Source organism: Desulfonatronum thiosulfatophilum (assembly GCF_900104215.1).
Lineage (GTDB): Bacteria > Desulfobacterota > Desulfovibrionia > Desulfovibrionales > Desulfonatronaceae > Desulfonatronum > Desulfonatronum thiosulfatophilum.
Window position 1 is genome coordinate 89,928 of the sequence record NZ_FMXO01000015.1, and the last position, 25,623, is coordinate 115,550.

At 57.4% G+C, this 25,623-nt stretch carries 25 protein-coding genes and 1 pseudogene; 6 read left to right on the forward strand and 20 right to left on the reverse strand.

Features of this window, described 5'->3' with window-relative positions; translation table 11 throughout:
* Positions 1–150: 150 nt before the first annotated feature.
* From BLP93_RS13035 to BLP93_RS13060, 5 genes and pseudogenes are all read right to left on the reverse strand, one after another.
* Positions 151–543: a hypothetical protein gene (locus tag BLP93_RS13035; RefSeq protein ID WP_092122510.1), complete on the reverse strand. Its 393-nt coding sequence runs from the start codon at positions 541–543 to the stop codon at positions 151–153.
* Between the two features lie 465 nt (positions 544–1,008).
* Positions 1,009–1,107 (reverse strand): annotated as a pseudogene (locus tag BLP93_RS17740) (hypothetical protein); the annotation flags it as partial.
* A gap of 125 nt (positions 1,108–1,232) precedes the next feature.
* A complete protein-coding gene (locus BLP93_RS13050) occupies positions 1,233–1,847 on the reverse strand; it encodes a superoxide dismutase (RefSeq protein WP_092122519.1) in 615 nt (204 codons plus the stop codon).
* A 115-nt stretch (positions 1,848–1,962) separates the two neighbouring features.
* The gene (locus BLP93_RS13055) at positions 1,963–2,463 is read right to left on the reverse strand and encodes a BON domain-containing protein (protein ID WP_092122522.1); all 501 of its coding nucleotides are present in this window, start codon (positions 2,461–2,463) and stop codon (positions 1,963–1,965) included.
* Positions 2,464–2,770: 307 nt separating this feature from the next.
* Complete coding sequence (locus BLP93_RS13060; RefSeq protein WP_092122525.1) at positions 2,771–4,420, reverse strand: L-lactate permease; 1,650 nt, start codon at positions 4,418–4,420, stop codon at positions 2,771–2,773.
* Positions 4,421–4,736: 316 nt separating this feature from the next.
* Between BLP93_RS13060 and BLP93_RS13065 the strand changes: the two genes are divergently transcribed.
* The 3 genes from BLP93_RS13065 (at position 4,737) to BLP93_RS13075 (ending at position 9,204) form a co-directional block, all read left to right on the forward strand.
* The gene (locus BLP93_RS13065; protein WP_092122528.1) at positions 4,737–6,596 is read left to right on the forward strand and encodes a transketolase; all 1,860 of its coding nucleotides are present in this window, start codon (positions 4,737–4,739) and stop codon (positions 6,594–6,596) included.
* Between the two features lie 47 nt (positions 6,597–6,643).
* On the forward strand, positions 6,644–8,473 hold the full coding sequence (gene ftsH / locus BLP93_RS13070) for an ATP-dependent zinc metalloprotease FtsH (protein ID WP_092122633.1): 1,830 nt from the start codon (positions 6,644–6,646) through the stop codon (positions 8,471–8,473).
* A gap of 92 nt (positions 8,474–8,565) precedes the next feature.
* Positions 8,566–9,204, forward strand: coding sequence for a protein-L-isoaspartate(D-aspartate) O-methyltransferase (locus tag BLP93_RS13075; RefSeq protein ID WP_092122531.1), 639 nt, complete (start codon positions 8,566–8,568; stop codon positions 9,202–9,204).
* Between the two features lie 268 nt (positions 9,205–9,472).
* Here the strand turns inward: BLP93_RS13075 and BLP93_RS13080 are convergent, their stop codons facing one another.
* The 10 genes from BLP93_RS13080 to BLP93_RS13125 form a co-directional block, all read right to left on the reverse strand.
* The gene (locus BLP93_RS13080) at positions 9,473–10,240 is read right to left on the reverse strand and encodes a TraR/DksA C4-type zinc finger protein (protein WP_092122534.1); all 768 of its coding nucleotides are present in this window, start codon (positions 10,238–10,240) and stop codon (positions 9,473–9,475) included.
* 25 nt (positions 10,241–10,265) lie between these two features.
* Entirely contained in the window at positions 10,266–10,517 is a 252-nt protein-coding gene (locus BLP93_RS13085) for a hypothetical protein (protein ID WP_092122537.1), read from the reverse strand.
* On the reverse strand, positions 10,514–11,005 hold the full coding sequence (locus BLP93_RS13090; RefSeq protein ID WP_092122540.1) for a hypothetical protein: 492 nt from the start codon (positions 11,003–11,005) through the stop codon (positions 10,514–10,516). The genes BLP93_RS13085 and BLP93_RS13090 overlap by 4 nt, the downstream gene beginning before the upstream one ends.
* Positions 11,006–11,141: 136 nt before the next feature.
* On the reverse strand, positions 11,142–11,465 hold the full coding sequence (locus tag BLP93_RS13095) for a hexameric tyrosine-coordinated heme protein (RefSeq protein WP_208596649.1): 324 nt from the start codon (positions 11,463–11,465) through the stop codon (positions 11,142–11,144).
* Between the two features lie 116 nt (positions 11,466–11,581).
* A complete protein-coding gene (locus BLP93_RS13100; protein WP_092122543.1) occupies positions 11,582–11,779 on the reverse strand; it encodes a CsbD family protein in 198 nt (65 codons plus the stop codon).
* Positions 11,780–11,828: 49 nt separating this feature from the next.
* Entirely contained in the window at positions 11,829–12,062 is a 234-nt protein-coding gene (locus BLP93_RS13105) for an ElaB/YgaM/YqjD family protein (RefSeq protein ID WP_092122546.1), read from the reverse strand.
* A 13-nt stretch (positions 12,063–12,075) separates the two neighbouring features.
* Positions 12,076–13,269 (reverse strand): AI-2E family transporter, encoded by a 1,194-nt coding sequence (locus tag BLP93_RS13110; protein ID WP_092122549.1) that lies wholly within the window; start codon positions 13,267–13,269, stop codon positions 12,076–12,078.
* Between the two features lie 235 nt (positions 13,270–13,504).
* Positions 13,505–13,717 carry a DUF1328 domain-containing protein gene (locus tag BLP93_RS17460; RefSeq protein ID WP_092122552.1) on the reverse strand — a complete coding sequence of 71 codons (213 nt, stop codon included), beginning with the start codon at positions 13,715–13,717 and terminating at the stop codon, positions 13,505–13,507.
* Positions 13,718–13,823: 106 nt separating this feature from the next.
* Positions 13,824–14,144 carry a BON domain-containing protein gene (locus BLP93_RS13120; protein WP_092122555.1) on the reverse strand — a complete coding sequence of 107 codons (321 nt, stop codon included), beginning with the start codon at positions 14,142–14,144 and terminating at the stop codon, positions 13,824–13,826.
* A 73-nt stretch (positions 14,145–14,217) separates the two neighbouring features.
* Positions 14,218–14,409 (reverse strand): DUF1328 domain-containing protein, encoded by a 192-nt coding sequence (locus tag BLP93_RS13125; RefSeq protein ID WP_167353024.1) that lies wholly within the window; start codon positions 14,407–14,409, stop codon positions 14,218–14,220.
* A 686-nt stretch (positions 14,410–15,095) separates the two neighbouring features.
* Between BLP93_RS13125 and BLP93_RS13130 the strand changes: the two genes are divergently transcribed.
* Entirely contained in the window at positions 15,096–15,377 is a 282-nt protein-coding gene (locus BLP93_RS13130; protein ID WP_092122561.1) for a hypothetical protein, read from the forward strand.
* A 409-nt stretch (positions 15,378–15,786) separates the two neighbouring features.
* On the opposite strand, the gene BLP93_RS13135 is transcribed toward BLP93_RS13130, so the two are convergent.
* Complete coding sequence (locus tag BLP93_RS13135) at positions 15,787–16,572, reverse strand: response regulator (RefSeq protein WP_092122564.1); 786 nt, start codon at positions 16,570–16,572, stop codon at positions 15,787–15,789.
* Positions 16,573–16,805: 233 nt separating this feature from the next.
* Positions 16,806–18,107 (reverse strand): sensor histidine kinase, encoded by a 1,302-nt coding sequence (locus BLP93_RS13140; protein ID WP_161946332.1) that lies wholly within the window; start codon positions 18,105–18,107, stop codon positions 16,806–16,808.
* Between the two features lie 917 nt (positions 18,108–19,024).
* On the opposite strand from BLP93_RS13140, the gene BLP93_RS13145 reads away from it, so the two are divergent.
* Positions 19,025–19,345, forward strand: a complete 321-nt coding sequence (locus BLP93_RS13145; protein WP_092122570.1) for a hypothetical protein — start codon at positions 19,025–19,027, stop codon at positions 19,343–19,345.
* A 58-nt stretch (positions 19,346–19,403) separates the two neighbouring features.
* Positions 19,404–19,517, forward strand: a complete 114-nt coding sequence (locus BLP93_RS13150) for a desulfoferrodoxin FeS4 iron-binding domain-containing protein (RefSeq protein WP_092122573.1) — start codon at positions 19,404–19,406, stop codon at positions 19,515–19,517.
* Positions 19,518–19,794: 277 nt separating this feature from the next.
* Here the strand turns inward: BLP93_RS13150 and BLP93_RS13155 are convergent, their stop codons facing one another.
* Genes BLP93_RS13155 through BLP93_RS13165 form a run of 3 tightly spaced genes read right to left on the reverse strand, consistent with a single transcriptional unit; the run spans position 19,795 to position 25,405 of the window.
* Positions 19,795–22,962 carry an efflux RND transporter permease subunit gene (locus BLP93_RS13155; protein WP_092122576.1) on the reverse strand — a complete coding sequence of 1,056 codons (3,168 nt, stop codon included), beginning with the start codon at positions 22,960–22,962 and terminating at the stop codon, positions 19,795–19,797.
* On the reverse strand, positions 22,962–24,152 hold the full coding sequence (locus tag BLP93_RS13160; RefSeq protein WP_092122579.1) for an efflux RND transporter periplasmic adaptor subunit: 1,191 nt from the start codon (positions 24,150–24,152) through the stop codon (positions 22,962–22,964). Before BLP93_RS13160 ends, BLP93_RS13155 begins: the two co-directional genes overlap by 1 nt.
* A complete protein-coding gene (locus BLP93_RS13165) occupies positions 24,149–25,405 on the reverse strand; it encodes a TolC family protein (protein WP_161946333.1) in 1,257 nt (418 codons plus the stop codon). The genes BLP93_RS13160 and BLP93_RS13165 overlap by 4 nt, the downstream gene beginning before the upstream one ends.
* Between the last annotated feature and the right edge of the window lie 218 nt (positions 25,406–25,623).

The window sequence follows — 25,623 nt, forward strand, 5'->3', positions numbered from 1 at the left end:
GTTTTGCGGGACACGGCAAACGAACAGGAAGCATCTCGCCTTGACGAATCGATGCTTCCTGTTCTCCCACACTACCCTCGCTGCACGTGAACCGACCCCGCGGCGATCAGGTCGAGTCGCCTGTTCGTCGTGACCGGAGTCGGGCCGTCATCACATTTTCGCGCTGACTGTTTCCCGTTCCCGGAACGGGATATGATGTTTCACTTTCCTGGCTTCCGCGACCTCCTCTTCGGGCTCGATGAGCTGCGCCAAAAGCAGGTAAACAAGATCCGCGATGGATCGCCCTTCCTCGGACAGGAGAAAGAGATGAATGTCTTCAAGGGAGGCAAAGGTGATGGCCCCGTTGAAGACCTTTTCTTCCGATATTCCGTTGTGACTCAAAATGATGCCCAGGATGTATGCGCCGGCCACGGTATGATACAGGGCCAGCTGCAACCGGGTGGAGCTGTTCACCGTCCGGTTTTCATCATCCACCGAGGCCAGCATAACTCCGGTAAATACAAGGTCGTCGAGATTCATGCGTTTGATTCTATATTCCTGCATTGTCCCCTCCATTAAAAGTATCTGATATGTTGCACCCATGCCCTCACATGAACGGCATGGCCGGGACGTCGCCTCGTCCGTACTTTCCTCAATCCCGCACCCTGCTCCGAGCTGCCCGATTCCCGAAGCCTCCCATCACACCTTGTCTGGGAACCTCCGCGGGACTGAGTCCGCAATGAACATATCAAAAACAATGCCAGGATGTTTACCAATCTTATCTTTGGGAATTATTATTATTCTTGCTTGAAAATTCTTATGGTCTGATGAAATTGCAATCCATTCCTGAAAATTGAGAAAGTGTTTCTTAATAATCAAGAACGAAATCATGTTGATGAAAAATGCTCTTCCGACTCGAGCGAAGGCGGTCGGGGGAAGAGAAGTTGAACCGCCCGCTTCGCTTAAGGCGCAGAGGACGCCAAGAAGAATTTTGACTTCCGCTGGAAAGATGCGGAAGTCAAAAGGGCTTCACGCCTGACGGCGAAGCGAGACCACCCCGACAGGGGTGAGGCAATCCTTTTGAAAAGCAGTTCTTTCCCTGCTTTCCAAATGTTTTCCCTTGGCGTCCTCCGCGCCTTAAGCGAAGCGAGCGGTTCAATATTCCTACCCTCCTGCCCCACCCGGATGAAACAAAAAAAGCAGGAAGGCCCCGGGAACCTTCCTGCTTCTGACTTGTGGAATTGCTGTGAATTCTAGCGCATGTTTTCCAGCGCGAATTCCCAGTTCAGCAGTTTGTCGATCACCGCCTCGACGTATTTCGGGCGTAGATTCTGGTAGTCCAGGTAGTAGGCGTGTTCCCAGACATCGATGGTCAAAAGCGGCTTGAGGCCCTGGGTGAAGGGCACCTTGGCGTTGGACGTTTTCATCACCTTGAGCCCGTCCCCGTCATATACCAGCCAAGCCCAGCCGCTGCCGAACTGGGAAACGGCGGCTTCGGAAAGCCCTGTTTTGAAGTCCTCGAAGCTTCCGAAAGACCCTTCGATTTTCTCCATCAATGCGTTTGAAGGCATCCCGCCGCCATTGGGCTTCAAGCTTTTCCAGAAAAACTGGTGATTCCAGACCTGGGCCGCATTGTTGAATATCTTGGACTTGTCTTCCTTGCCGTCCGTATCCCGGATGATTTCCTCCAGGGACTTGTTCACGTACTCGGTCCCGGAAATCAGTTTATTCAGGGTGTCCACGTATTTCTGGTGATGCTTGCCGTGATGAAACTGCAGGGTCTTGGCGGAAATCACGGGTTCCAGGGCGTCTTCCGGATACGGCAGGGGCATCAATGTGAATGATGATTGTGCAGGGGATTTTTCCATTTCTCGCTCCTTTTCATAAAAATTATCAAAACGTGGATGGTTCAGAATCGTTTGATACGGTCGCTGGCCGAGGTTCGTCGGATTAGACTGCCGCAGGGCGGTTCGCGAACCGCCCCTACTGGACCTGAATGGTCGATCTGACCTCGCGCACGTTCGGCGTGTCCAGAGCCAGGGCCATGGCCCGGCCGATGAATTCCTGAGCGCCCACCGTACCGGACAGATGGACGCGTCCCTCGTTGGTGGACACGGCGATGTCGAACACCGAAAGACCCGGATCACCGGCAATCCTGGCGTTGATTTCCGAGGTGATTCTTTCGTCAATGGCTGCGCCGAATTGTACTTCGTCGGCGTCAGGTGTTCGCCGGACCACTTCCCCATTGTCGGCAAGTTCGTCCTGAATATCCTCGACCCGCACCCGCCAGGCTTCCATCCTGGCATGATATTCCTGTCCGGCCTGATCCTCGGCGGTGATCGCTCGTCCCGGTTCCATGCCCGGAGGAGTTGTGCGTTCTTCCGTGGGTTGCATGATCGGGGCCGGTTCGTCCGCGGTTAAGAACCAGATCACGCCCACAACCACCAGCGCGCCGATGATCAAAAAAATGATCGTTTTTTTCATGAGTTCGCCTCCTTGTTTGGTTGGACTGAGAATATTGAGCAAGTTTCGTCAGCTATAAGTATAAGGTATTGGTAAAGTTGAACCGCCCGCTTCGCTCAAGGCGCGGAGGTCGCCAAGAAGAAAAGATTTTTGTCTTCCGCTGGAAAGATGCGGAAGACAAAAGGCTTCACGCCTGACGGCGAACCTAACATCACCCCGACAGGGGTGAGGCAAATCTTTTTGGAAGCAGTCTTTCCCTGCTTTCCAAAAATGTTTTTCTTGGCGTCCTCCGCGCCTTGAGCGAAGCGGGCGGTTCAATTCTTCAGATTCACCCAAACCCCATCCCGACCACCACCCATCCAAGCACGCCCGCCAGCAAGGCATAGCCCACGGCAATGGGCGCGATCTTGCGGATTACGATGCCTTCCTTGCCCAGCAAACCGACTGTCGTCAGTACGGCCACCACGTTGTGCACGCAGATCATGTTCCCTGCCGCGCCGCCCACGGCCTGCAGCGCGAGTACCGGCGCCACCTGCAGCCCGCTCTGGACCGCCGTGTCATGCTGGAGCACGCCGAACATGATGTTGGACACCGTATTGCTGCCGGAAATGAACGTACCCAGAGCGCCCACCAGAGGGGCGATCAGATACCAGCTCTGGCCCGTGACGTCCGCGGCCGCCTTGGCCACCGTGATGATCATCGAGTCCCGGCCGTCCGCGCCGCCGGAATTCATCATCACGTAAACCATGATCAGGGCGGCGATCAGGGCCACGGCCGCGGAGCCGATCATGGACGCCGTCTTCTTCCAGGCCGTGATCACGCCCTGTCGATTCATCCCGTGCATCAGAGGAATCACCAGGGCGATCAGGACAAAGGGGATGATCCCGGGATTATATAATGGTGCAAATGTCGCGCCGATGCCCGTGCCCAGGAGATCTTCCGATCCCACGCTCCATTGCCGCAGCCGTTCGGAAATGCCCAGGTATTCGATCCGGGTCGCGAGCAGCAGCAATCCGACCACGACATAGGGCGACCAGGCCAGCCACCAACTCATGGTCGGTCCTTCGCCGGTCCCGGCGCCGGCTTCAATCTTGCCCTGCCAGGTGTCCGGCCAGTCCTGTTTGTCCGGAAAATCCCAGGTTTCCCTGGGCTGCAAAAATCCTCTGGAAACGGCAAACAAGAAGATGGGCAAGGCGATCAGCGCGCCCAGCAGGGCCGGAAGTTCAGGGCCGAAGAACCAGGCCACCAGCATCTGGGGGACCGTGAACACGATCCCGGCAAACAAGGCCAGCAACCAAACATCCCGCCCTTTCCGGAACGATCCGTCCACCATTCTGGTCATCAGCAGGACCATCACCAGGGGGATGAACGTCCCCAGGGCCAGATGCAGCAGGCCCACCCGGGCGGCGATGGCGTGCAGGAAGTCATTGAAGGCCATGCCCTCGGGCAGGCTGACCACGTCGCGGATCGCCTCGAATCCGCCGTGAATGGGCACGCCCACCGCGCCGAAAGAAACGGATGCGCTGTCCGCGACCAGGGTCAGGATCGCGGCCAGCAGCGGCGGGAACCCCATGCCCATCAGCAGAGGCGCGGCCACCGCGGCCGGCGTTCCGAATCCGGCCGCGCCCTCCAGAAACGATCCGAACAGCCAGGCAATGATCAGGACCTGCACCCGCCGATCCGTGGAAAGCGAGGCCATGGACCGGGAAATGCCGTCCATGCCGCCGCTCTTTTTCATCAACTGCAAAATCAGGATGGCGCCGAAGACAATGATCAGGATGTCCACGGCGTTGATAATCCCTGCCGCGCCGGCCGCCGCCAGATCCTGCAACGACATGTTCCAGACGCCCACCGCAATCACAACGGCCACAAGCGCCCCCACGGGCATGGCCCTGCTCGACGGCCACATGAAGCCGACCATCAGGACGGCCACCGTCACAATGGGCAGGAGCGCCACCAGAGGCATGATCAAATCCATGAAAAATCACCTTTCATGGATACGAACCTATTGTTGGAGGTGAAATAATGGCAATGAGGGAAATCCTGTATTTTCTTTTGCGTGCGTCTCCGGAAATACGGAGTTGACCTGATGTCGGGGGATTTGGATCGGGAATAGGATGTGGAGGCGAAATCAATTTCGATTGCGATTTCGATTTCGATAGTTGTTAGATGGGGTGTTGGATGGGCGGAAGGTGTGATTTGGATTCGATTTCGATTGCGATTTCGATTACGATTTAGTTGAATTGGTTTGAGGATGGGTTGCAATCGAAAATGCTGAGCCACAAGGAGAAAACATGGACAAAGTTGATGCAAGACTCACGGAAATCGCCCATTACCTGCGCGTACTGATCCTGCAAAGCACTACGGAGGCGGGTTCGGGGCATCCGACATCGTCCCTTTCCGCCGTGGAACTCATGGCCGGGCTGATGTTCGGCGAGAGCGCAGAGGGCAAGCCGTTTTTCCGGTTCGATCCCAACGATCCCAAGCACCCCAACAACGACCGGCTGATCTTCTCCAAGGGCCACGCATCCCCCCTCTTCTATTCCCTCTGGGCCGCGGCTGGCCAACTGAGCCTCAACGACATGCTGACCTACCGCAAGCTGGACAGTCCCCTGGAGGGGCATCCCACTCCGCGTTTCGCATTTACCGAGGCGGCAACCGGTTCCCTGGGTCAGGGCCTGGGCGTGGGCGTGGGCATGGCCTTGAACGCCAAATACCTGGACAAGCTGCCCTACCGCACTTTTGTCCTGCTGGGCGACAGCGAGATGACCGAAGGATCGCAGTGGGAGGCCGTCCAGATCGCGGCTCACTACAAGCTGAACAATCTGGTGGGCATTCTGGACGTGAACAGACTCGGTCAGCGCGGCGAAACCATGTACGGACACGACATCGAGAGCTATGCCCGCCGGGTGGAAGCATTCGGGTGGGAGACGATCCTGGTCCAAGACGGACATGATTTCCAGCAGGTCATTCCAGCGCTCACCGACGCCCTGAACGCGCAAAAACCGTTGATGATCATCGCCCGGACCTTCAAGGGCAAGGGCGTGCCCCTGATGGAGAACCTGGACGACTGGCACGGGAAGCCTTTGAACGCGGAACAGGGCAAACAGGCCCTGCGGGAACTGGGGCACGCCACAGCCGATGCCCCGGCACGCCTGGCGGAGCCGGAACGCCTTCAACCCGCGAAATCCGATCCCCAGAAGCTGGAGGACCCCGCGTATGAAGCCGGCGGGCAGGAGGCAACCCGGGTGGCCTACGGCCGGGCCCTGGCCCGTCTTGGCGCGGCGCATCCCGAACTGGTGGTTCTGGACGCCGAGGTCAGCAACTCCACCATGGCGGACATCTTCCGCAAAAAATTTCCGGACCGGTTCTTCGAGATGTACGTGGCCGAGCAGAACATGGTTTCCACGGGGTTGGGCCTGGCAGTGCGGGGCAAGCTGGTCTTCGTGTCCACCTTTGCCGCGTTCCTGGTCCGGGCCTACGATCAGGTGCGCATGGCCCGGTACTCCGACGCCAATCTCAAATTCTGCGGCTCCCATGCCGGAGTGTCCATCGGCGAGGACGGGCCGTCCCAGATGGGGCTGGAAGACATCGCCTTTTTCCGGACCATCCTGGACAGCGTCGTACTCTACCCCTCTGACGCCATGAGCACCGAACGGCTGGTGGAAGAAGCCGCGCGGCATCACGGCATGGTCTACCTGCGCACCACCCGGGCCAAGACGCCGCTTCTCTACGATGCCCGGGAAACTTTTCCCATCGGCGGCTGCAAAGTGCTGCGCGAAAGCTCCGCGGACCGCGCCACCCTGGTCGCGGCGGGCATCACCCTGCACGAGGCTCTCAAGGCGGCGGACACGCTGCAAAAACAGGGCATCTCGGTGCGGGTCATCGACCTGTACAGCGTCAAGCCCCTGGATGAAGAGACCCTGCGCCGGGCGGCGAAGGAAACCGGCGTGATCATCACCGTGGAGGACCATGCGGCCCAGGGCGGAATCGGCGAAGCCGTGCTCAGCGCGGTGGCCGCAACCCCATGCCTCGTGCACAAGCTGGCCGTGACCCGGCTCCCCCGCAGCGGCACGCCGCGGGAACTGCTGGAACTGGAAAACATCGATGAAAAGGCCGTGGTGCGCGCCGTGCAGGGGTTGGTCGCATCATGAACCATGGTCCCCGCGGAAAACATCACGGTCCGGAAGGACAGAACCAGATGGATGAAAAGACGAAGTTTCTGATCTGGTACGTCGTCTTCGCCATTATCGGGATCCTGATCCTCAATCAGCTCATTGTGGCCCAGTACGCCCCCCAGGACATCCCCTACAGCGAATTCCTGGATGCTTTGGACGAGGGCCGGATCGTGGAAGTTTCCATCACCGGGGACCAGATCGAGGGCCTGATGCTGGTTCGGGACGATCCGGACACGGACATTCGGTTCACCACCTTCCGGGTGGAGCCGGAATTGTCGGAGAAACTTCTCGAACAGGGCGTGACCTTTGTCGGCCGGCCGGAGCGGACCTTTTTCCGGGATCTGCTGGCCTGGGTCATCCCGCTGATGCTTTTTCTGGGAATCTGGGTTCTGATCATGCGCCGGATGTCCGCCGGGGCCGGATTCATGAACATCGGCCAGAGCAAGGCCAAGGTCTACCTGGAAAAGGACATCAAGATCACCTTCGAGGACGTGGCCGGGGTGGACGAGGCCAAGGAGGAACTGCGGGAAGTTGTGGATTTCCTCAAGAATCCCGAACCGTTTCGTCGTCTCGGCGGCCGGATGCCCAAGGGCGTTCTGCTGGTCGGCCCTCCCGGAACGGGCAAAACCCTGCTGGCCAAGGCCGTGGCCGGCGAGGCCGGGGTGCCCTTTTTCAGCATCAGCGGCTCGGATTTCATCCAGATGTTCGTCGGGGTGGGCGCGGCCCGGGTGCGGGACATGTTCAAACAGGCCCGGGAAACCGCGCCCTGCATCATCTTCGTGGATGAACTCGACGCCGTGGGCAAGGCCCGGGCCGGCGCGGGCGGATTCGGCGGCGGCCATGAGGAGCGCGAACAGACCCTGAACCAGTTGTTGTCGGAAATGGACGGTTTCGATCCCCGGGAAGGGATCATCATCCTGGCCGCGACCAACCAGCCCGAGACCCTGGACCCGGCCCTGCTGCGGGCCGGACGGTTCGACCGCAACGTCCTGGTGGACAAGCCGGACTTCAGGGGCCGCATCGAGATCCTGAAATTGCACGCCAAGAAGATCAAGCTGTCCGACAACGTGGACCTGGAGACCATCGCCCGGATGACGCCCGGCTTTTCCGGGGCGGATCTGGCCAACGTGATCAACGAAGCCGCCCTGCTGGCCACCCGCAAAAACAAGGAAGAAGTGGAAATGCCGGAGCTGGAAGAGGCCGTGGACCGCACCATTGCCGGACTGGCCAAAAAGAACCGGGTCATCAATCCCAAGGAAAAGAAGATCGTGGCCTACCATGAAACCGGCCACGCCCTGGTCGCCGCGTTCACTCCGGGCGCGGACAAGGTCAAAAAGATCACCATCGTTCCCCGCGGCATCGGCGCCCTGGGCTATACGCAGCAGTTGCCAACCGAGGACAGGTACCTGATGACCCGCCAGGAACTCCAGGGCAAAATCGACGTGCTCCTGGGCGGTCGGATCACCGAAGCCCTGGTCTTCGAAGAAGTGTCCACCGGCGCCCAGAACGACCTGCAGCGGGCCACGGACATTGCCCGGGCCATGGTTTCGGAACTGGGCATGGGCAAGACTTTGGGCCTGTCCACCTATCCGAGGCAACGCCGCCCAGTCTTCCTGGATTCGGAGCACTCGCCCTTCCAGGGCAAGGAATACAGCGAGTCCACTGCCGCGCAACTGGACGTGGAAGTCAAGGATCTCTTGAGCGAACGGGAGTCCGTGGTGCGGAAACTGTTGTCCGAACACCTGGAAACCCTGCATAGGGTTGCCGAACACCTCCTGGAGAAGGAAGTCCTGGACGAAAAGGAGTTCAACGCGCTCATCGAGCCCCCCCCTCCCCCACCACCCAATTCCTGATCAAACCCCCAATCGCAATCGAAATCGCTATCGCAATCGCAATCGAAATCGCAATCGAAATCGCAATCGAAAAAACTCCCAAGGAACCCAACATGCAAGATCATGATCAGGCCAGAAAACGAATGGTCGAGGAACAGATCGCGGCTCGTGGAATCAGCGATCCTCGGATCCTGCAGGCCATGCGCACTGTCCCCAGACACCGCTTCGTGGAACCCCGGGACGAGCACCTCGCCTACACGGACCAGCCCCTGCCCATTGGCCACCACCAGACCATTTCCCAGCCGTACATCGTGGCGGTAATGACCGAGGCCCTTGAACTCGAGGATGAAGACAAGGTGCTGGAAATCGGCACCGGCAGCGGCTACCAAGCCGCGGTGCTGGCGGAACTGGCAACGCAGGTCTACACCGTGGAAAAGGTCGAGCCGCTGCTGGCGCGTGCCAAATCGGTTCTTGAGGAACTGGGGTACGACAACGTGTTCTGCAAGCTGCACAACGGCACCCTGGGCTGGCCGGAATACGCTCCCTACGACGCCGTTCTGGTAACGGCCGGAGCTCCTGGAGTACCCCAGCCCCTGATCGATCAACTGGCCGAGGGCGGCCGGATGATTATTCCCGTAGGCGACCAGGCGCACCAGGAACTGATCAAGGTGACCAAGAATCAGGGACGCATCGAGCGACAGGAACTCGGCGGCTGCCGCTTCGTGCCGCTGCTCGGGGAGCACGGGTGGTAGGGTTTGATGTCGGGGTGCGCATGTTGCTTGCACTGGGAGCGCCGCACCCCAGTGCGGCAAGTTGCGAGTTCCCGCGTCGGTTCAGATGTTTCGCGTTCACACCGGGCCGCACTGGGGTGCGGTGCTCCCGGGTGCAAGATGGAGGATAGAGGACGCAAGCAACGATTGCGTTTTCGATTGCGATTGCGATTGCGATTTCGATTTCGATTGAGGTTGAGGTTGATGGTAATGCCGTAAATTTTTAACAATTTGGACACGTTTTTATTGATCAATCCGGGTCCACGGGTTCTCCGTCCTTGATGGAGACGAAGTAATTGCTTTCGCCGGGTTCGCCTTCGATAACCGTTTCTTCGTCGCTGCGTTGGGGGATGTCCACTCCGGGCGTGCGGTCCGGCCTTTCCCAGGCTTCGGGGTCGATGCGCAAATTGTCCACGATATCATGCACCCCGAACGTGTCCTCGATGATTTCATGGAGCAGGTCGCTGCTTTCCTGACTCGGGAGGGCGCCGTGGAGTTCGATCCGCTCACCCTCGCAGTGGACTCGCAGGTCTTCAAGCTCGACCCGGCCGTCATAATGCAGGTGCTCCATGATGGCATCGCACAGCTCCTCGTCGACCAGGCCGGCGTACGTTTCATTCATCGGCTGCGCGCTTTCCTCCTGATCATCCAATCTGACCACCGGTGGTTCGATTTCTTCCTTCCCTCCGCCGGCGCACTCAATACATGTGGCGGTCCAGGGGATGGCCAGCAGGCGCTTCTCGGAAATTTCCTCGCCGCATTCCAAACACAGACCGTACGTTCCGGCTCCGATCCGTTGCAATGCCATGTTTACGGCATCGAGTTCATCCCGATTCCGCCGATCCAGGCTTTCAAGCTCCTGCTGCATCTTTTCCTGCTGCGCCCGCTCCTCGAACTCCACTTGCGGTTCGCTCAATCGCAGATTGGATTCCTCGTTCTCCCGACGCATCTCGCGCAGTTCCTCACGCCGCGTCTGGAGAAGCTGGTGCGCCTTTTCCGTGATTTCTTTCCGTATCATGCTTTCTCCGGTTTTTTTCGTGGCATCATTGCATGTACCGCATCATCCAGGGGAGATAGACCCTGAGCTGCATGAGTTTGTCGGGCATCAGGGAACGAAGCTGATCGACGAGATAACCGGCGACAAAGGCCTGGGTAACCGCACGTCGCGTTCCAAGATATTGATACGTCTTCTCGACCAGAAGCTGTCTGCTCTGGTTCAGTTCGCCGTGCCGAGCCCGGATTTGCTCACGGAGCATTCGCCGCTTTTTGGACAAAGTCCGAATTTTTTTGATCATGACTGGAGATCCTCCTTTGCGGGTGTTCGGTTCGAGCCGTCCTCTTCCGGTTTGGACGGCATCAGATCCCGGATTGCTCCGGAGAACTCCTGGAAGGTCAGGTTGCGGGACAGGCGAATGATGGCAATACCAATGCTCACGGCCAGCAGGATGTTGACGAAAATCAGGAAAAACAAAGCCTGAATCAGGTTCAGAACCTGGCTCCAGACAAGCCACACGCCCACGACGGCGTTCGTGAGCAGCCAGGCGCTCAGGACGACCACGGCAAGAACCACGGCGAACATGAGCATGGCGGCCATTGACCGGCCCGCCAGGCGCAACTCGGTGCCGAACAATTCCAGCAGCTCGCTGAACATGGCGCCGCCGGTCCGGGCAACGTCCTGCAGAACCGCGCTGTAATCCTTTTCCGAAGGCGGATCAGCCGCCTTCTTCTCCTCGGTTGACGTGAATTTTTCCCGCTGTTCCTGGTCCTGCCGTACCTGGTCCATACCCTGCTCCCGTGATCATTACGTCACAGCTGAAGGTTCGTGTTTCCTTGGCGTCCTCTGCGCCTTGAGCGAAGCGGGCGGTTCACAATCTCCATCAGCAAAAACAAGCCTCCCCGACCCAACCCGACCTGATCAGTCATTCATTGTCGCGCCAGTAGTTGTTGGCCGCGGCAATGGTCTGGAAGTGGACGGCTACGACATGGGATGCGGCGATCAGGCTGTCAGGATCATGTGCGTACGCCGGACGGAGCTGTTTGAGAACTTCCTTGTCGCGCTGTGTTTCGGTTACGCCTTTGCGGGCCAGCGCCAGGGCGAGCTGGAATCCTTCTTCAGGCGTGGCCGTAATCAGGCTGAGTCCTCCGGGAATTTCTTCCCGCACCTCTTGTTCCGCATTCAGCATGCTTGTCGTGGCCAGGCTTATCAACAGCAATACCGATATCAAGGATGTAATCGAACGCATATCAACCCTTCCTGATCAATGTGACATGCCATATTGAATACATTCCAATAATGATCAACGCAGACAAAAGGCTTAACAAGTGCGCCACTGCAAGAGTGGCACACTTGTCCGGACAATTAGTAGTCTTTCGTCCAATCATCGACCTGCTTTTCAGCTTCGTCACGAGCTATGCCGTATTTTTCCTGGATCTTGCCGACGAACTTGTCGCGCTCGCCGTCGATCTGCGTCAGTTCATCATCCGTCAGCTTGCCCCATTTCGACTTGATCGTACCTTTCGCCTGCGTCCAGTTTCCTTTTACTTTGTCCCAATTCATGTGACCTCCAATGAGTTAAATGTTGTCAAATACTTTTCTGCCCATGGAGCTATCTGCGACGGGTAAAATTCGAAAGCAGGCTCCCGGCCACGAAGGCAATGCCGAGCGCTGTCAGGGGGTTTTCCTTAACGTACTCCGTAACTGCCTCCATAAGGTCATGGGAACCATGTTGCGCCTTCTCGGCGGCGTCGCGGAGCCGTTCCTCCGCCTCCCCTGCCAGACGTGATGCGAAATCCACGGCTTCATGCGTTTTTTCAGAAACCTGATCAACGGTCTTGCTCATGATAATTGCTCCTTTAATCACTAAATTGTTTCAACTCCACCGCAATTGCGTCATGCTCCGAAGCGATGACCACGGTGCTCAGGTATTTGGCCTTGATGTGCCACCAGGCCGAAACCAGGAATGCGGTGATCGGAACGGCAAGGATCATCCCGATAATCCCGCCCAAAACGATCCCCCAGAAGAATAGTGATATGACAACTATGGCCGGATGCAAGCCCGATCTTTCAGACATGATCCGGGGCGTGAGCACCCAGCTTTCAATAAACTGAACCACTATAAAAACGACCAGGGTCAGACCGACAAGTTGTAATCCGCCATCCGGTTGTACCCACGCCACCGGAAGCGCCAGGGTCAGGCCGACGATCACCCCGAGAAACGGGACGATGTTCAGCATGCCCAGGATAAGGCCCAGCAGGATCGCCGCCTGCAGTTCAACCAATGTAAAGCCAATCGCCAGCATGACTCCCACAATCATCGCGATGACCAACTGGCCTTGAAAAAACGCGGTAACGTATCCGATGAACATGTTCGTCAGGAACATGACTTCTTCCTGCTGTTTCTGACTCAGCACGCTGATGAGCTCCGTTGCGCGCTGACTGAACTTGCGACCGTCGATCAACATGAAGAACAGAAACAACGGAACGAACAGCATAACGATGAGTATACCGGCATACCTTTGCATTCGTCCGATAAAAGGCTCGATGTCAAATCCGAAGATGTCGATCTCCGCTGCCTCAATCTTGGCAGATATGGTCTTCACGAGATTTGGGAAAGTTCTTTCAAAGGATTCATATAATCCGATCAGATAATCCGGCCCGATGCGAATCAATTCGCCTATCTGGGTCAGCATCTCCGGGAGCGCCAGCATCCAGATCGCGGCGAGGATAATGATCAATAGGATGGCCGTAATGATCACTGCAAACAGACGTCGCACCCGCAACTTATCCTGAAAAAAACGCACGACCGGATCGAGAACCAGGGCCAGAACGCCTGCCACGGCCAAAGGCAACAACAACGGATAGAACAGGGACAATACGAAGCTGAGGACCCAGATAATGAAAATGATTAAACCGATAAACGCGACGACGGATGCAAGAACGGCTGTTGCTCGAAAAATCCGGTAATCCGTCTCACTGAACACCCTGAACTTCTCCTCAGGGCCGTTTTGCTGCATTTTTTTCAGAGTATTTTCTCTGAGTTCATCCATTCTGCTGTTGCATTGCCTTACATTGGAAGTTCATGGATCAATATCGAACCGGTTGCCGTTAACCGGCAACCGGTTCCAGATGTGGATCATCATTTCAATATTCTGGACTAGAATACGCCCAGCAGCCAGAGAATGATGATCAATGAAAGCGGTACTCCGAGAAGCCATAGAATAATAGGCATAACGTTGCTCCTTTATTGTTGTTGGTGAATGCATTTTTGCTGAAAATGCGTGATCAGTATGCAGTCGGAAGCGAAAATTGCTGCAACAGGGTTAATTCCGATGCCGCAACCCGTGTTCCGCCAAACAGCAGATTCAAGATCAGCAAAATCAGGAATACGACGAATATAACCTGAGCGATCCAGGTAGCGGTACCGGCAATGCCGGAAAAACCAAGTACTCCGGCAATGATGGCAATGATCAGAAATAGTACCGCCCAGCTCAGCATATCTCGCTCCTTTGCGTATCAACTACATTTGTCTGTTACGTTTGCCGCGACCGTGGATCACACTAATCCATACAGAGTAGTCATCCGGACCTGACTGCCGCAACTTCTACTGCTGTTGCCGGACAACAAGCTGGTTGTTGACTTGACGAACACCATCCACATTGTAAGCCAGTTCCTCAGCCCGCTGTCTCTGCTGGGGCGTATCCACCGCGCCGGTCAGATTCACCTCGCCTTCAAATGTCTTGACGCCTATTGCAAATCCGCTGATCGAATCATCTGCCAGCAATGCCGATTTGACTCGTGTCGTGATGCCTGAATCGTCGAAAAATTCGCCCGGCGACCGTCCGGCAGGTGTCTGGCATGCAAGCAGGGAAGCAAGAATGATCAGCACGAAACCAAACCCCAACATTTTCTTGACATTCAACATAACATTCTCCTTGTATTTAGAGGTGGAATAAACAACAACGGATTGATGAACGGCAGTAGGTGCACGGCAAATTTTATGGATGATGCGTTCCCGAAGGCCCACGCGGGCGGCGCATGAGTCCGGTGATAAGCAACACGATGAAAATCACTACGAATATGAAGAAAAGGATCCTCGCGATCTCCGCGGTGGCCACGGCAATGCCGGTGAATCCGAAAAGCGCCGCAACAATGGAAATTACCAGAAATACAACCGCCCAATACAGCATACGCACCTCCTCTGTTGAATGAAGCTTGCTCTCAATGAATTTGACTCATCCGGCTCAACGTACGTGGTAAAACGGCATGCAATTTCTGTTTAACCGCCCGCTGCCGTTGGTCGCATAAGTCGCAAAGCCCACCAAGATGAGATCCAGTATTTCCTTAGCAATTTAAGCGCATTGAGCGAAACTGGCGATTCATTGTTTGGGGAAAAAATGATGCCCCCGCAACTTCCTTTGTACGGTTACTACTTGATTTACTTATCGTATGTTTTCGGCATCCGGAACAAGTAGGGGTATTATGTATTTCTTATCGAATAAGAATGTATAGTGGTCCATCTGAATGATTTTCAAGATATCTCAATTTCATCGTTGGTACGATTTCGGTTCATCCGCTACGGCGGCCTCGCTGGTTCTCACTTCTCAATAACTGCACAAGGTTCGCTAAGAAACGGCGGTTCACAGCAACTTCGGAAGAATCATTCTCCTGCAAATTCAAATCAATAACATTGCACCACCATTGGCATTATTATTGATGGGCCTGATTCAGTTGAAGTCCGGCTTGTCTTTGATCTTTGCTCAGGAGAAGGGCTGCCTGCTGCGAGCGGCCAGGACAAAGTGAAGCCGTACTCGATTGTTTCAATATACTTCATCCGGATGAACCAATATTTTTTTCGTGTCCAAAGGAGCTCGACATGCCGTTGATTCTGGAGAAATATGAACAACAAAGGACCGTATCATGGAATGCGCATCTTGCATTTCTGGAGCAATCCATGAAGGAATTGGAGATGGACATTGACGAGGCAGCGACGAATGAAAACCAGGCTCAGGATTATTGCGCCATGGTGGAGCATGTCATCAATGACCTGAACAGGTCGATACATGCCATCAACAAGCTGAAAATGAAGGGCTACCACCTGTATTCCAAAAGCAGGAAAAGTTGCCGGAAATCTGAAAACTATTCTTCCGCCGCCTGATCCTATCATCGCCGACGGGTGCTGAATATGGTGCATCCGGCTGGAGCGGAGTATTTGCTGGTTGAACCGCCCGCTTCGCTCAAGGCGCAAGGGACGCCGAGAAGAATTTTTGCCTTCCGCCGGAAAGATGCGGAAGTCAAAAGGGCTTCACGCCTGACAGCGAACCTGACATTACCCCGAAAGGGGTGAGGCACCCTTTTGAAAAGCAGCTTTTTCCCTGCTTTTCAAAATGTTTTCCTTGGCGTCCCCTGCGCCTTGAGTGAAGCGAGCGGCTCATAATTTCAACTCACATTCGCTGAACCGCATGTGCATTCTTCAACCGCCTGCTAACATCAGCGACTGCCATGACAGACAGCCAGGAAAGGCAACCCGGGTCATCCGGGTTGCCTTTCCTGTTTCCACTTCCATCTTATCCGGAGGTAGTCAGTTCGTTTTTCAAGTTCGGCATGAAGTCGGAATGTCGCCGATGGAAATTGCCGCTGTTGCCGTTGCTGGAGGTTGTTAACGGGGAGTTGGTGGAAAATATGAAGGAATTCGCATTGCCGTTGACCAGCCCATGATCAATGGCAAATGTGGTCAGTGCGGCGACGTTGTGCAGATCGAGCTTGTTCATGATGTTGGAGCGATGCTTTTCGACCGTCTTGCAGCTGATGTGCAGCATGGCCCCAATTTCCTTGTTCTTGTATCCCTCGGCCAGCAGCTTGAGCACCTCGCGCTCACGCTGGGTGATGGTGTCCCAATCGCTGCTTTCCTTGATTTTCTTGCGCCCGTCCAAGTACCCTTCCACGACGTTTCCGGCGATCCCCGGACTCACGAACTTGTGACCGGACATGACGCTTTCGATGGCCAGGAGCAGTTCCTCTCTGCTGGCGTCCTTGATGCAGTACCCGTTCGCACCGGCCTGAAAGGCTTCCAGCACATACTGATCGGCCTTGTAATCGGTCAGGATCATGATTTTCATTTCCGGGAATTGATCCCGAACGGCATTCAAGACACTCACCCCGCTGAGCCGCGGCAATGCCAGGTCCAGCAGCAACAAATCCGGAGCATGGCTTTTAATGGACTCGATGGCTTCCATGCCGTCGAACACTTCATCGACCACTTCAAGGTCCCCTTTGGCCTCCAGCATCGTTCTCAGGAATTCTCGGAACATTTGCGGCCCAACTACGATGACGACCTTTTCTTTCGACTGCATTGCAACCTCCATTATATATGAAAAGGGAGCTCAAGGTGATGCCACATCCGGCTTCGAATTCATTCGTTTCAGGCCGCGAGGACACAGCGTCATTGCACGACCATGCCGGTTGTTCATACCCCCTCCGCTATTTGGAATTAGGATCTGTTCAGCAGTTCTCGTCACGAGACGGGGAACTGTCCTGTTTGCCTTAATTTTCCGCCTGCATGTCGGGCTGTACCGTGATCCGGTCGTCAAGCCACATGCGACGGCAGATCTATGATTGTTCTGGTGTATTCGCCTTCCGTACTTTCAAAACAAAGACGTCCGCCATGATCGGCGATGATTTTCGTAGTGATGCTCAATCCCAAACCGGTCCCTTTTCCTGAAGGTTTGGTCGTGAAGAACGGCTTGGTGATCCGATCAAGATTCTCGGGAGCTATTCCAACCCCGTGGTCCAGAAATTCTATCCGGACATGCGTGCGGTCATCGACGCGGATCTGTTCCGCACGAATTTCAAGGCGCTTGTTGTCGTGCCTGCAATCATATTTCTCATTCAGGGCGTGGCGCGCATTGGTAATGATATTGATGAAAACCTGCTGAATTTCCTGGAAATTGACTTCCACTTCCGGAAGATCGTCGAGCAGATCGACCTTCAGGGAAATGCCGTCTCTGCGAATCTTGGTCTGGGTAAGAAAGATCGTTTCCTCCAGAATGGACGAGATTTGTACGGGATGTTTTTCCTTTTGCCGATTTCGAGCATAGGAAAGTAGATTGTTGACGATCCTGCTGACGCGTTCGCCTTCCTTGACGATGCGCTCGCCCAGGTCCTTTTCCAGGCTGTTCGAAGCGGACTCGTTAATCAGGATCTGTCCGTAGTTGATAATTCCCGTGATGGGATTGTTGATCTCATGGGCCACTCCGGCAGCCCACTCACCCACTGCGGCAAGATTCCCGGCCTGAATCCGTTCCGCCTCCAGCGTCATCTTCTCGGTCACGTCGCTGACCCATAACAAAACGCTTCCCGTCAGTTCGCCGTTGCTGATGGGGAATGCCTTTATTTCCAAGACAAATCCGTCATGAGTGACGGTCTCGATCACTTTTTCATTTGCGTCAAAACACCTCTGGACCAAGCACCCATTGGATGAAACAGCGCCCTCGCGCAACATTTTCCCGCAGTATTCCAGAACGCCTTTGGCTGCCTTGCTGTTGAATCCGTGAACGCCGACGTGATTGGACCACAGCAATTCGAACTTTGGCGAGATCAGGAGCAATGTATCACTGATTGCGTTCAGCAGGCTGTACAGGTCTCTTTCACCCCGCACAGCGCCCGGTTCGACTACCCGATCCCTCGGAGGCGTCGCGAAATCACCGTGCAGAACGGATCGCCCGGCGTCGGATATGTCTCGGAGGGCCAGATCCGACAAGACGACACTCCCGCCCTGGGCGTTATTCAGATACAAATCCCAAATATTATTAAGAATTTCTTCATGCATTTTCCCGGAGCCATCCGGGTACAGTTGCCGAATATGATCATGCTGAGCAATCTCAGGCACGAACTCCTCGTCCATCCGCGACACCATTTCAAGTCCAATAACCGGAGCAGAAACGTCATCATTCGACACGAGATCAATCAAACGGCTCCCGTGAAGACCTTGCAGGCGGGCCAAAGCCGAATTCCTCCCTCTGTAAAAATCTCTGTCACAGAGCAGATGATTCTCAACCGGGACGTAACAAGGCTGCCCCGGAAACGTTTCCACGGCCGTCTTCCGTTCACCGGTCGCCCGCGGAGACTGTTCAGGATGCGGAAGCGAATCAGCCTTGCGATCTCGCATCCCAACGCGGGAATTTCTCCTCTCTAAAGCGTCGCGGACATGACTTCTGTTTGGCCGCTTGTTGTCTTTGATATTGGCTTTGGAACACGGAACCGAAATCCTGTTTGCGTCGAATTTGCTCACGCCCATGGATTTGCTTTTGATTCCCTTCCCTTTTGCATCTGTATAGATCATTCCGGCGCATCCTCATGTCTTGCTCAGGTGCGAAATTGCCTTTCCTGCCTTTCATCAACAATGCCCATTTTAATCGATGATCAGGCCATGACTAATCAAATACAGTGCCAACCCCATAGACCACTCAACACACCAGAATATTGTGTTTTTTCAAATCGTCCCCCAGCAAGCGGCACTATATTCTCAAATCACAAGAATGACTTCTTAAGAATTCCAGCCTGTAGCGGGGATAATAGCGCCAAGCCCTGATTCCTTTTTCTCAAGAAAAAGGAATCAGGGGCCTGGAAATTGAAGACATTCAAGGATCTTTTTTTATTTTTATTGTTGAATTTCAAACAATTAATTCAAGCCTAACATTGGCATTATTTTTGATTGATTCAGAGGGTTAATCATAATCCGCGTCATTTCCCATCAGCAGTTGATTTCATGCGGGTATCAACCTTTGTCCCTGTGAGGAGGAGAAAATGTCAGATACGGTAGTCAAGTCGAGGTATGAAAAAAAGTCGGCGGAATCCTGGAATATATTTCTTGCATCATTGGAGGAGTCGCTGAACGACCTGGAAAAGGACATCGATGAAGCCGCCAACATGAAAGACATTTGCACGGATGAATGGTGCGAGGCCATTGAGCATGTCATCGACGATCTGAACAAGAACCTGTTCGCCATCAGTGAGCCGAGATGGGCTTCGAAAGAAGATTCAAACCGAATCAAACAACTGCGGAAAAAAGTCTATGACCTGTACGCCAAGTACAAGCAAACGGCTCAGGAAGCGAAGACCGCCTGAACCTCATGAAGCCCTTTTTGGATATGATATTTAATTTTTAACCGGTAAGGAGTACGTCATGGCTAACGTAGGTGAAATGTATAAGTGTGAAATGTGCGGCAACGTCGTGGAAGTAAAGGAAGCCGGCAGCGGCGAACTGTCCTGCTGCGAAGCTCCCATGGTCAAGCAATAACCACGATTGGCTTTCGTGCTGATCACGGCGCCCGGAGATAATTTCTCCGGGCGCCGTTTTTTTATCCTCCCATCGCAATCGAAATCGCAATCGAAATCGAAATCGAAATCGCAATCGAAATCGATTGCAATAAGCAATAAGCAATGGACTATGGGCAATAGGGCAATAGGGCGATGGGCTGGGAGCGCCGCACCCCAGTACGGCCAGTTTTCCGCATGGCCGGACGATTTCGATTTCGATGGCGATTTCGATTTGGATTGTGATGGGGCGTGAGGGTTTACTGATCTTTGGGCGGGTGGGTGTGGAAATACAGCACCGGGATCAGGAGGAGGGTCAGGGGGACGGAGATCAGGACTCCGCTGGCCAGGGTCAGGCCCAAAGGTTCAAGTGATGGTTCAAAGATCAGCACCCCGCTGCCGAACATCACGGTTGCGGCGGTGAGGATGATCGGCCGGGTGCGTTGGGCTCCGGCCTGGATCACGGCTTTGCGCAGTTCCATGCCTTCCTGCTCGCGTTTGCGGATGAAATCCACCAGCAGGATGGAATTGCGGGCCACGATGCCCGCCAGGGCGATAACGCCCAAAATTCCCGTGCCGGCAATATCAATACCCCAGATCCAGTGGGCCGGCATCACGCCGATGAAGATCAGCGGAATGGGCATCATGATCAGAAACGGCAGGCCGTACGATCCGAACCATCCGGCCAGCAGGACGTAGATGATCAACATCACCACCGCCCCGGCCGCACCCAGATCAATGTACACATCCCGCGTCATTTCCCATTCCCCGGCCCAGTAGAGGCTGGAATGGGCAGTATCCTCGGGCAGCGACAGCCAGCGTACGGGGATCGCTTCCTCGCCGTACTCCCGGCGCAGGTCGTCCTGAACATCCTGCTGCACGGTCACGGCCTGGGCAATGGAACGGTCCAGATCCGCCACGATCGTGATCACCGGGAGCTGATCGCGACGGTAGCGAACCGGATCGCCGGCTTGAAACCGAAACTCCACCAGCTCTTCCAGGGGCGCCGAAGCGCCGGTCCGGCTGGGAACATGCAGCGCCCTGAGGGCATCCGGATTGCCGCGCCGGTGTTCATCCAGCCGCAGAATGATCGGCACCGGGTCGCGGGATACGATCCCCGGCAGATCGGCCACATGCCGGCCGTCCACGGCCATGCGCAGGGTACGCGTGATCTCTCCGGGCGCGACGCCGTGCGCCGCGGCGCGCTGGGGGTCGATTTCGAGATTCAGCACGTCCAGCGGCGATCTCGGAATCTGTTCAATTCCCACCACGCCGGGCTGGCGGCTCAAGGCCCGCACGACCCGCTCGGCCAGGACCTGCCGGGCCTCGGCATCCGGCCCGTAGATTTCCACGGTAATGTCCCGGTCATTGGATGGCCCCGATGGAATGCGGCCGATGTATCCAAAGGCGTTGTAGGGCTTCAGCCAGTCGCCAAGCCGACCGGCCACTTCCCGGCCGACCTCGTAGCTTTGCCGCTCCCGCTCCTCCTGGGGAACCATTTCCACATGGACGGCGGCCAGATGCGGCGGCGTGTCCTGAGGCACGGGAATCTCCGCGGGCGGATAGATCAGCGGCCCGTCCAGACCGGCATAAATGGTCAGGCTTTGCACTTCCTCCAGTTCCCGGAGATGCCCGCCCAGGGCGGATGTGGCGGCAAGGGTATCCGTAAGCGTTGATCCGGCGGGCAGTTCCACATGCACGACGAATATCTGGCGATCCAGTAGCGGCGTCAGTCCGACCTGCACCAGGCGGAACCAGACCATGGAAATGCTGGCCAGGAGCAGAACGACCAGAATCAGGTAGAGAATCCAGCGCAAAAGTCCGCGGGCCAGGAAGGGGCCGATGACGGCCCTGTAGATCCGGGTATAGCGCTGCCCTTCCCGATGTCCGTTTTCCTGGTTCCCGTTGTTTGCGGACCGATCGACCTTCAGCAGGCGCAGGCCGAAATACGGGGTAATGCTCAGAGCGATGAGCAGCGAGAACATCACGGCCACGGATGCGCCCACGGGAATGGCGCGGATGTACTGGCCCATTTCCCCGGTGATGTAGGCCGTGGGCAGCAGGGTCGCCACCACGAGCAGGTCGGCGAGAATGGTGGGATTACCGACCTCGTTCACGGCCCGTACGGTCAATTCCCGGCTTTTCTCGCCGGCATTGCGAAACTGCCGGGAGATGTTCTCCAGCATGACCACGGCATCGTCGGACAGGATGCCGATGGCCAGGATCATGGCCGCGATGGAGACCGGGTTCAGGGTGAAGTCGAATCGGTTGTAGACATAGGGCACGATGGCCAGGGACGAGGGCATCATCATGGCAATGATCACCGCGGCCCGCCAGCCCAGGCCGATCCAGATGATGCCCACGACCACCAGGGTGCCGGTCAGCAACTGCCGCAGGACCCTGCGGACCCGTTCCGTGGCGTCCTTTCCGGCATCGTATCCCGCCGTGAGCCGGACATCATCCGGAAGCAGTTCCAACCGCAGCTCTTCCATCCGTTCCAGAACCCGCTGGGTCACGTCGCTGACGTTGCGTCCGGCCAGGGTGGTCACTCCCAGGGTGACGGCGGGATGCGCCTCGGCCTGATCGCGGTGCCAGTACAGCACCGCCTCCTTGCGCAGTGCAACGCCGTCCCGGATGTCCGCGACGTCTTCGAGATGAACCGGGCCGAAATCCCCCTCCCCCACGGGAATGCGAGCCAGAACGCGGCGGTCGCTGAGGTTCGCGCCGGATTGGACCCTGGTCACCGGAGCATCTTCCAGCGTTCCCGCCGGAAGCTGTCCGGCGAGACCGGCAAAGGCCTCCTCGAGCTGGTGGAACCGGATGCCGCGGGCCGCCATGTCTTCCGGTCGCGGCAGGACTTCCACTGCCCGGGCCTCTCCGCCATGACGGGTGATGCTCCGGACTCCGGCCACCGGTTCCAGGCGGGCGGCAAATTCTCCGGCAATCAGCTCCAGTTCCCGGGGCGAACGGCTGCGGCTGCTCAGGGTGGCAATGAACATCACCAGCCGCTGCTCGCCGAAGGTCTCGATCACCACCGGGCCGGCATCCACGGGCAGCAGCTCCGCATTGGCGCTGAACACTTCCTGCAGTTTGGCGAAGGCCGTGGCTTCGGCGGTGCCGGCCTCGAACTCCACGGCCAGCAGCGCGGCGTGGTCCGTGCTGCTGGAGCGGACTTCGGTCACCGTCGCGAGGCGGCGCACCCAGGACCCGGCCTGACGTGCCAGCTGATCGTCCACTCGTTCCGTGCCGCCGCCGGGCCAGGGGATGATCACCATGGCCGTGGGCACATCGATGTCCGGGCGATCTTCCCTGGGCGTGACCAGCAGGCCGTATCCGCCGAGAATCAAACATGAAATCACGAACAACGGCACCAGCGGCGAATCCAGCAGCCGATCCGCGATCCATCCGGCCAGACCCAATTTTTCCATCAGGGCCGCGACGTCCTTTCCGGAAGCACCCGCTGCCCCTCCCGCAATTCCGGGGAGGGATTCACAACGACAATTTCTCCGGGCTGCAGTCCCTGAGCAACCGGGATCAGGTCGCCCTCTCCGTAGTCCCTTGCCATGACGCTGATCCAGCGCAGTGCAAGAACATGCTCCCCGCCCTCCTCTTCCACCACCAGCACGCTGTTCAACTGACCGCGGCGGATCAGCGCATTTGCGGGCAGGGCCGCCGGCGCCCGGTCACTCATGTCCCGGTCTTGAACCAGCACGTCCACGACATGGCCCGGCTGCAGCGCATCCGGCGGAGAGTCCACGGCAAGGCGCAGACGCTGCCCCACGGCGGCTTCCTCCAGGGCGGGAATGACGGCCACGAATTCCGCGCGCACGGGTTCCGGCAGCAGGGGGCTGGTCACGAACAGGGATTCTTCCGTCGGCATCCTGTTGGCGATGGGTGTCGGAACCGCGACATCAATCCGCAGGGCGGAGCGATCCTCCAGGATCAGGATCGGGGTGCCGGGTCCGACGAACGCGCCTTCGTCCACGGCGACCTCGCTGACGATGCCGGGAAACGGCGCCGCCAGATTCGCATAGTCGAGATTGACGCGCTGGGCCTGCAGTTCCGATGCTGCCTGCCGGACCGCGGCGTCGAGTTCCTGCTCCCGGACCTGGGCCTGCTCCAGCCGGTTGCGGGCCACGAGATCCTCGCTGTACAGCCGTTGCAGACGCCGGACATTCTTCACGGCCTGCTCGTGGGCGATTTGCGCGGCTGCCAGTTGATCACCGGCAGCGGCAATCGCGGCCTCCACTTCCCGGGATTCGATGATCGCCAGCACGTCCCCGGCCTGGACCTGATCCCCGGCCCGCACGGGAATCGAGTTGACCGCGCCGCTCATCCGCGTGCTCAGCACGGCCCGACGATCCGGCCGAACCACGCCGGGAAAGCGGCGGAACGTCTCCGCGGGCCAGGGCTGCACTTCGGCGGTTTCCACCACGACCGGCTCCATTGTTTCGGCCTCGGTCATGGGCTGTCCGTTTCCGGATTCCGAGCAGCCGCACAGCAGCAGCACGGCAACCCCGGCCAGGCAGATCCGAATCCGGGACGCAATGCCTCCAGCGCACCATTGCCGCACCGAAAAGCGCAGCCGCGAATCATGGCGATGATCCGCCAGGTTCATGGCCGCTCCCCGGAGAGCGCCAGGAGCGGATCCCGGCCATGGCTGAGATAGGCGCTCATGGACGCCACAAGTGCGCGGTATTGATGCCGGACATGTTCCAGCCGGGTCTGGTGCAAAATGGCCTGGGCCGCCAGCAGGTCGGTCATGTTCCCCAGCCCCTCCTCGTATTGCCGCCGGGCCAGGTTTGCCGCGGTGGACGCGGATTCCAGGGCAAGGTTCGAGGCCTGCCACGCGGACCAGCCGACATGCCACGCGCTGGAGGCGATTTCCTGCTCCCGGGTCGCCTCCCGGCGGGCCTGGGACAATTCAATGCGCGACAGGCTGGTCCGGGCCCGCTCCTCCGCGATGTCCCCCTGCCGGTCCATGCCCGCAAAAAGCGTCCATTGCAGATTCACGGCCACAACCCAGCTGTCCGAATCCGTGTCGATGGGCTTCGAGCTGTCGAACCATTGCCGGCGGGCCAGGAAGTTGACCCGGGGCAACCACCGCGCGCCGGCCCGTTCCAGGCCCGCCGCGGCTGCTTCAACCCTGGTCTCCATGGCCAGCAGATCCTTGCGCGGCGCGGCGGGAAAAACCTCGGTCGGGGGCTGGGGCCGGGGCAGGTCGCTGGTCAGGATCAGGTCTTCCCGGGACGGCAGCCCAAGAAACGTGGCCAGATCCGTTCGCGCCTCGTGGAGGTCGCCCCGGGCTTCCATCAGGCGGGCCCTGCTCGTCTCGTATTCCGTGTTCGCCCGCAACACGTCCAGCCGCGCCACAAAGCCTTCCTCATAAGCCCGGCGGGCCGACTCATGGGCCTGCCTTGCGGCCTCCACGGCCATCACGCCGGCACTGACCGCATACTCCCCCACGGCCACGGCGAAATAGCGCCGGGCCGTTTCCAGCCGAACCATTTCCGCGCCCCACTCCCGGGCCAACCGGCGTGTTTCCACACCAAGACCGGCCTGTTTCCGGACTTTCCAGCCATCCACATTGACCAGCGGCTGGACCACCTGGAGGGCGGTGAACGTCCCTTCCACCGGGCCGAAGTCCCGGCTGACCAGGCGAGGCGGAAGCGTCAACGTAGGAAGGGTGATGTCGTTGATGAACGAGGAGTCCGCGCGCAGCCAGGTGGCGTCGGCGGTCAGTCGCGGCAGGAATACCTGGGCGGAACGGGTATGGCCGGCTTCGGCAACAGCCTCTTCCGCGGCCAGACTTTGCAGCTCCACGGCATGGCGATGCGCCAGGTCCAGGGCGTCTTCGAAACTGAGTTCCATTGCCCGGGCGTCGAGGCCCGTCAACAGTACGAGCGCCGTCGCAGTACATGCAGCGAAGAAGCGTCGTATGCCGCCACCCTTGTCCGATTTGAGCGATTTGCGTTCTGGAGTTGCGGTATCAAGCATGAACAAGATTGCTTCGCCCCGATATGTAGGGGCTTGCATTGATTGCCGGGGATTCTGTCCGCGGTTGAAGCCCCGGAGGGGCCGAGAGGATG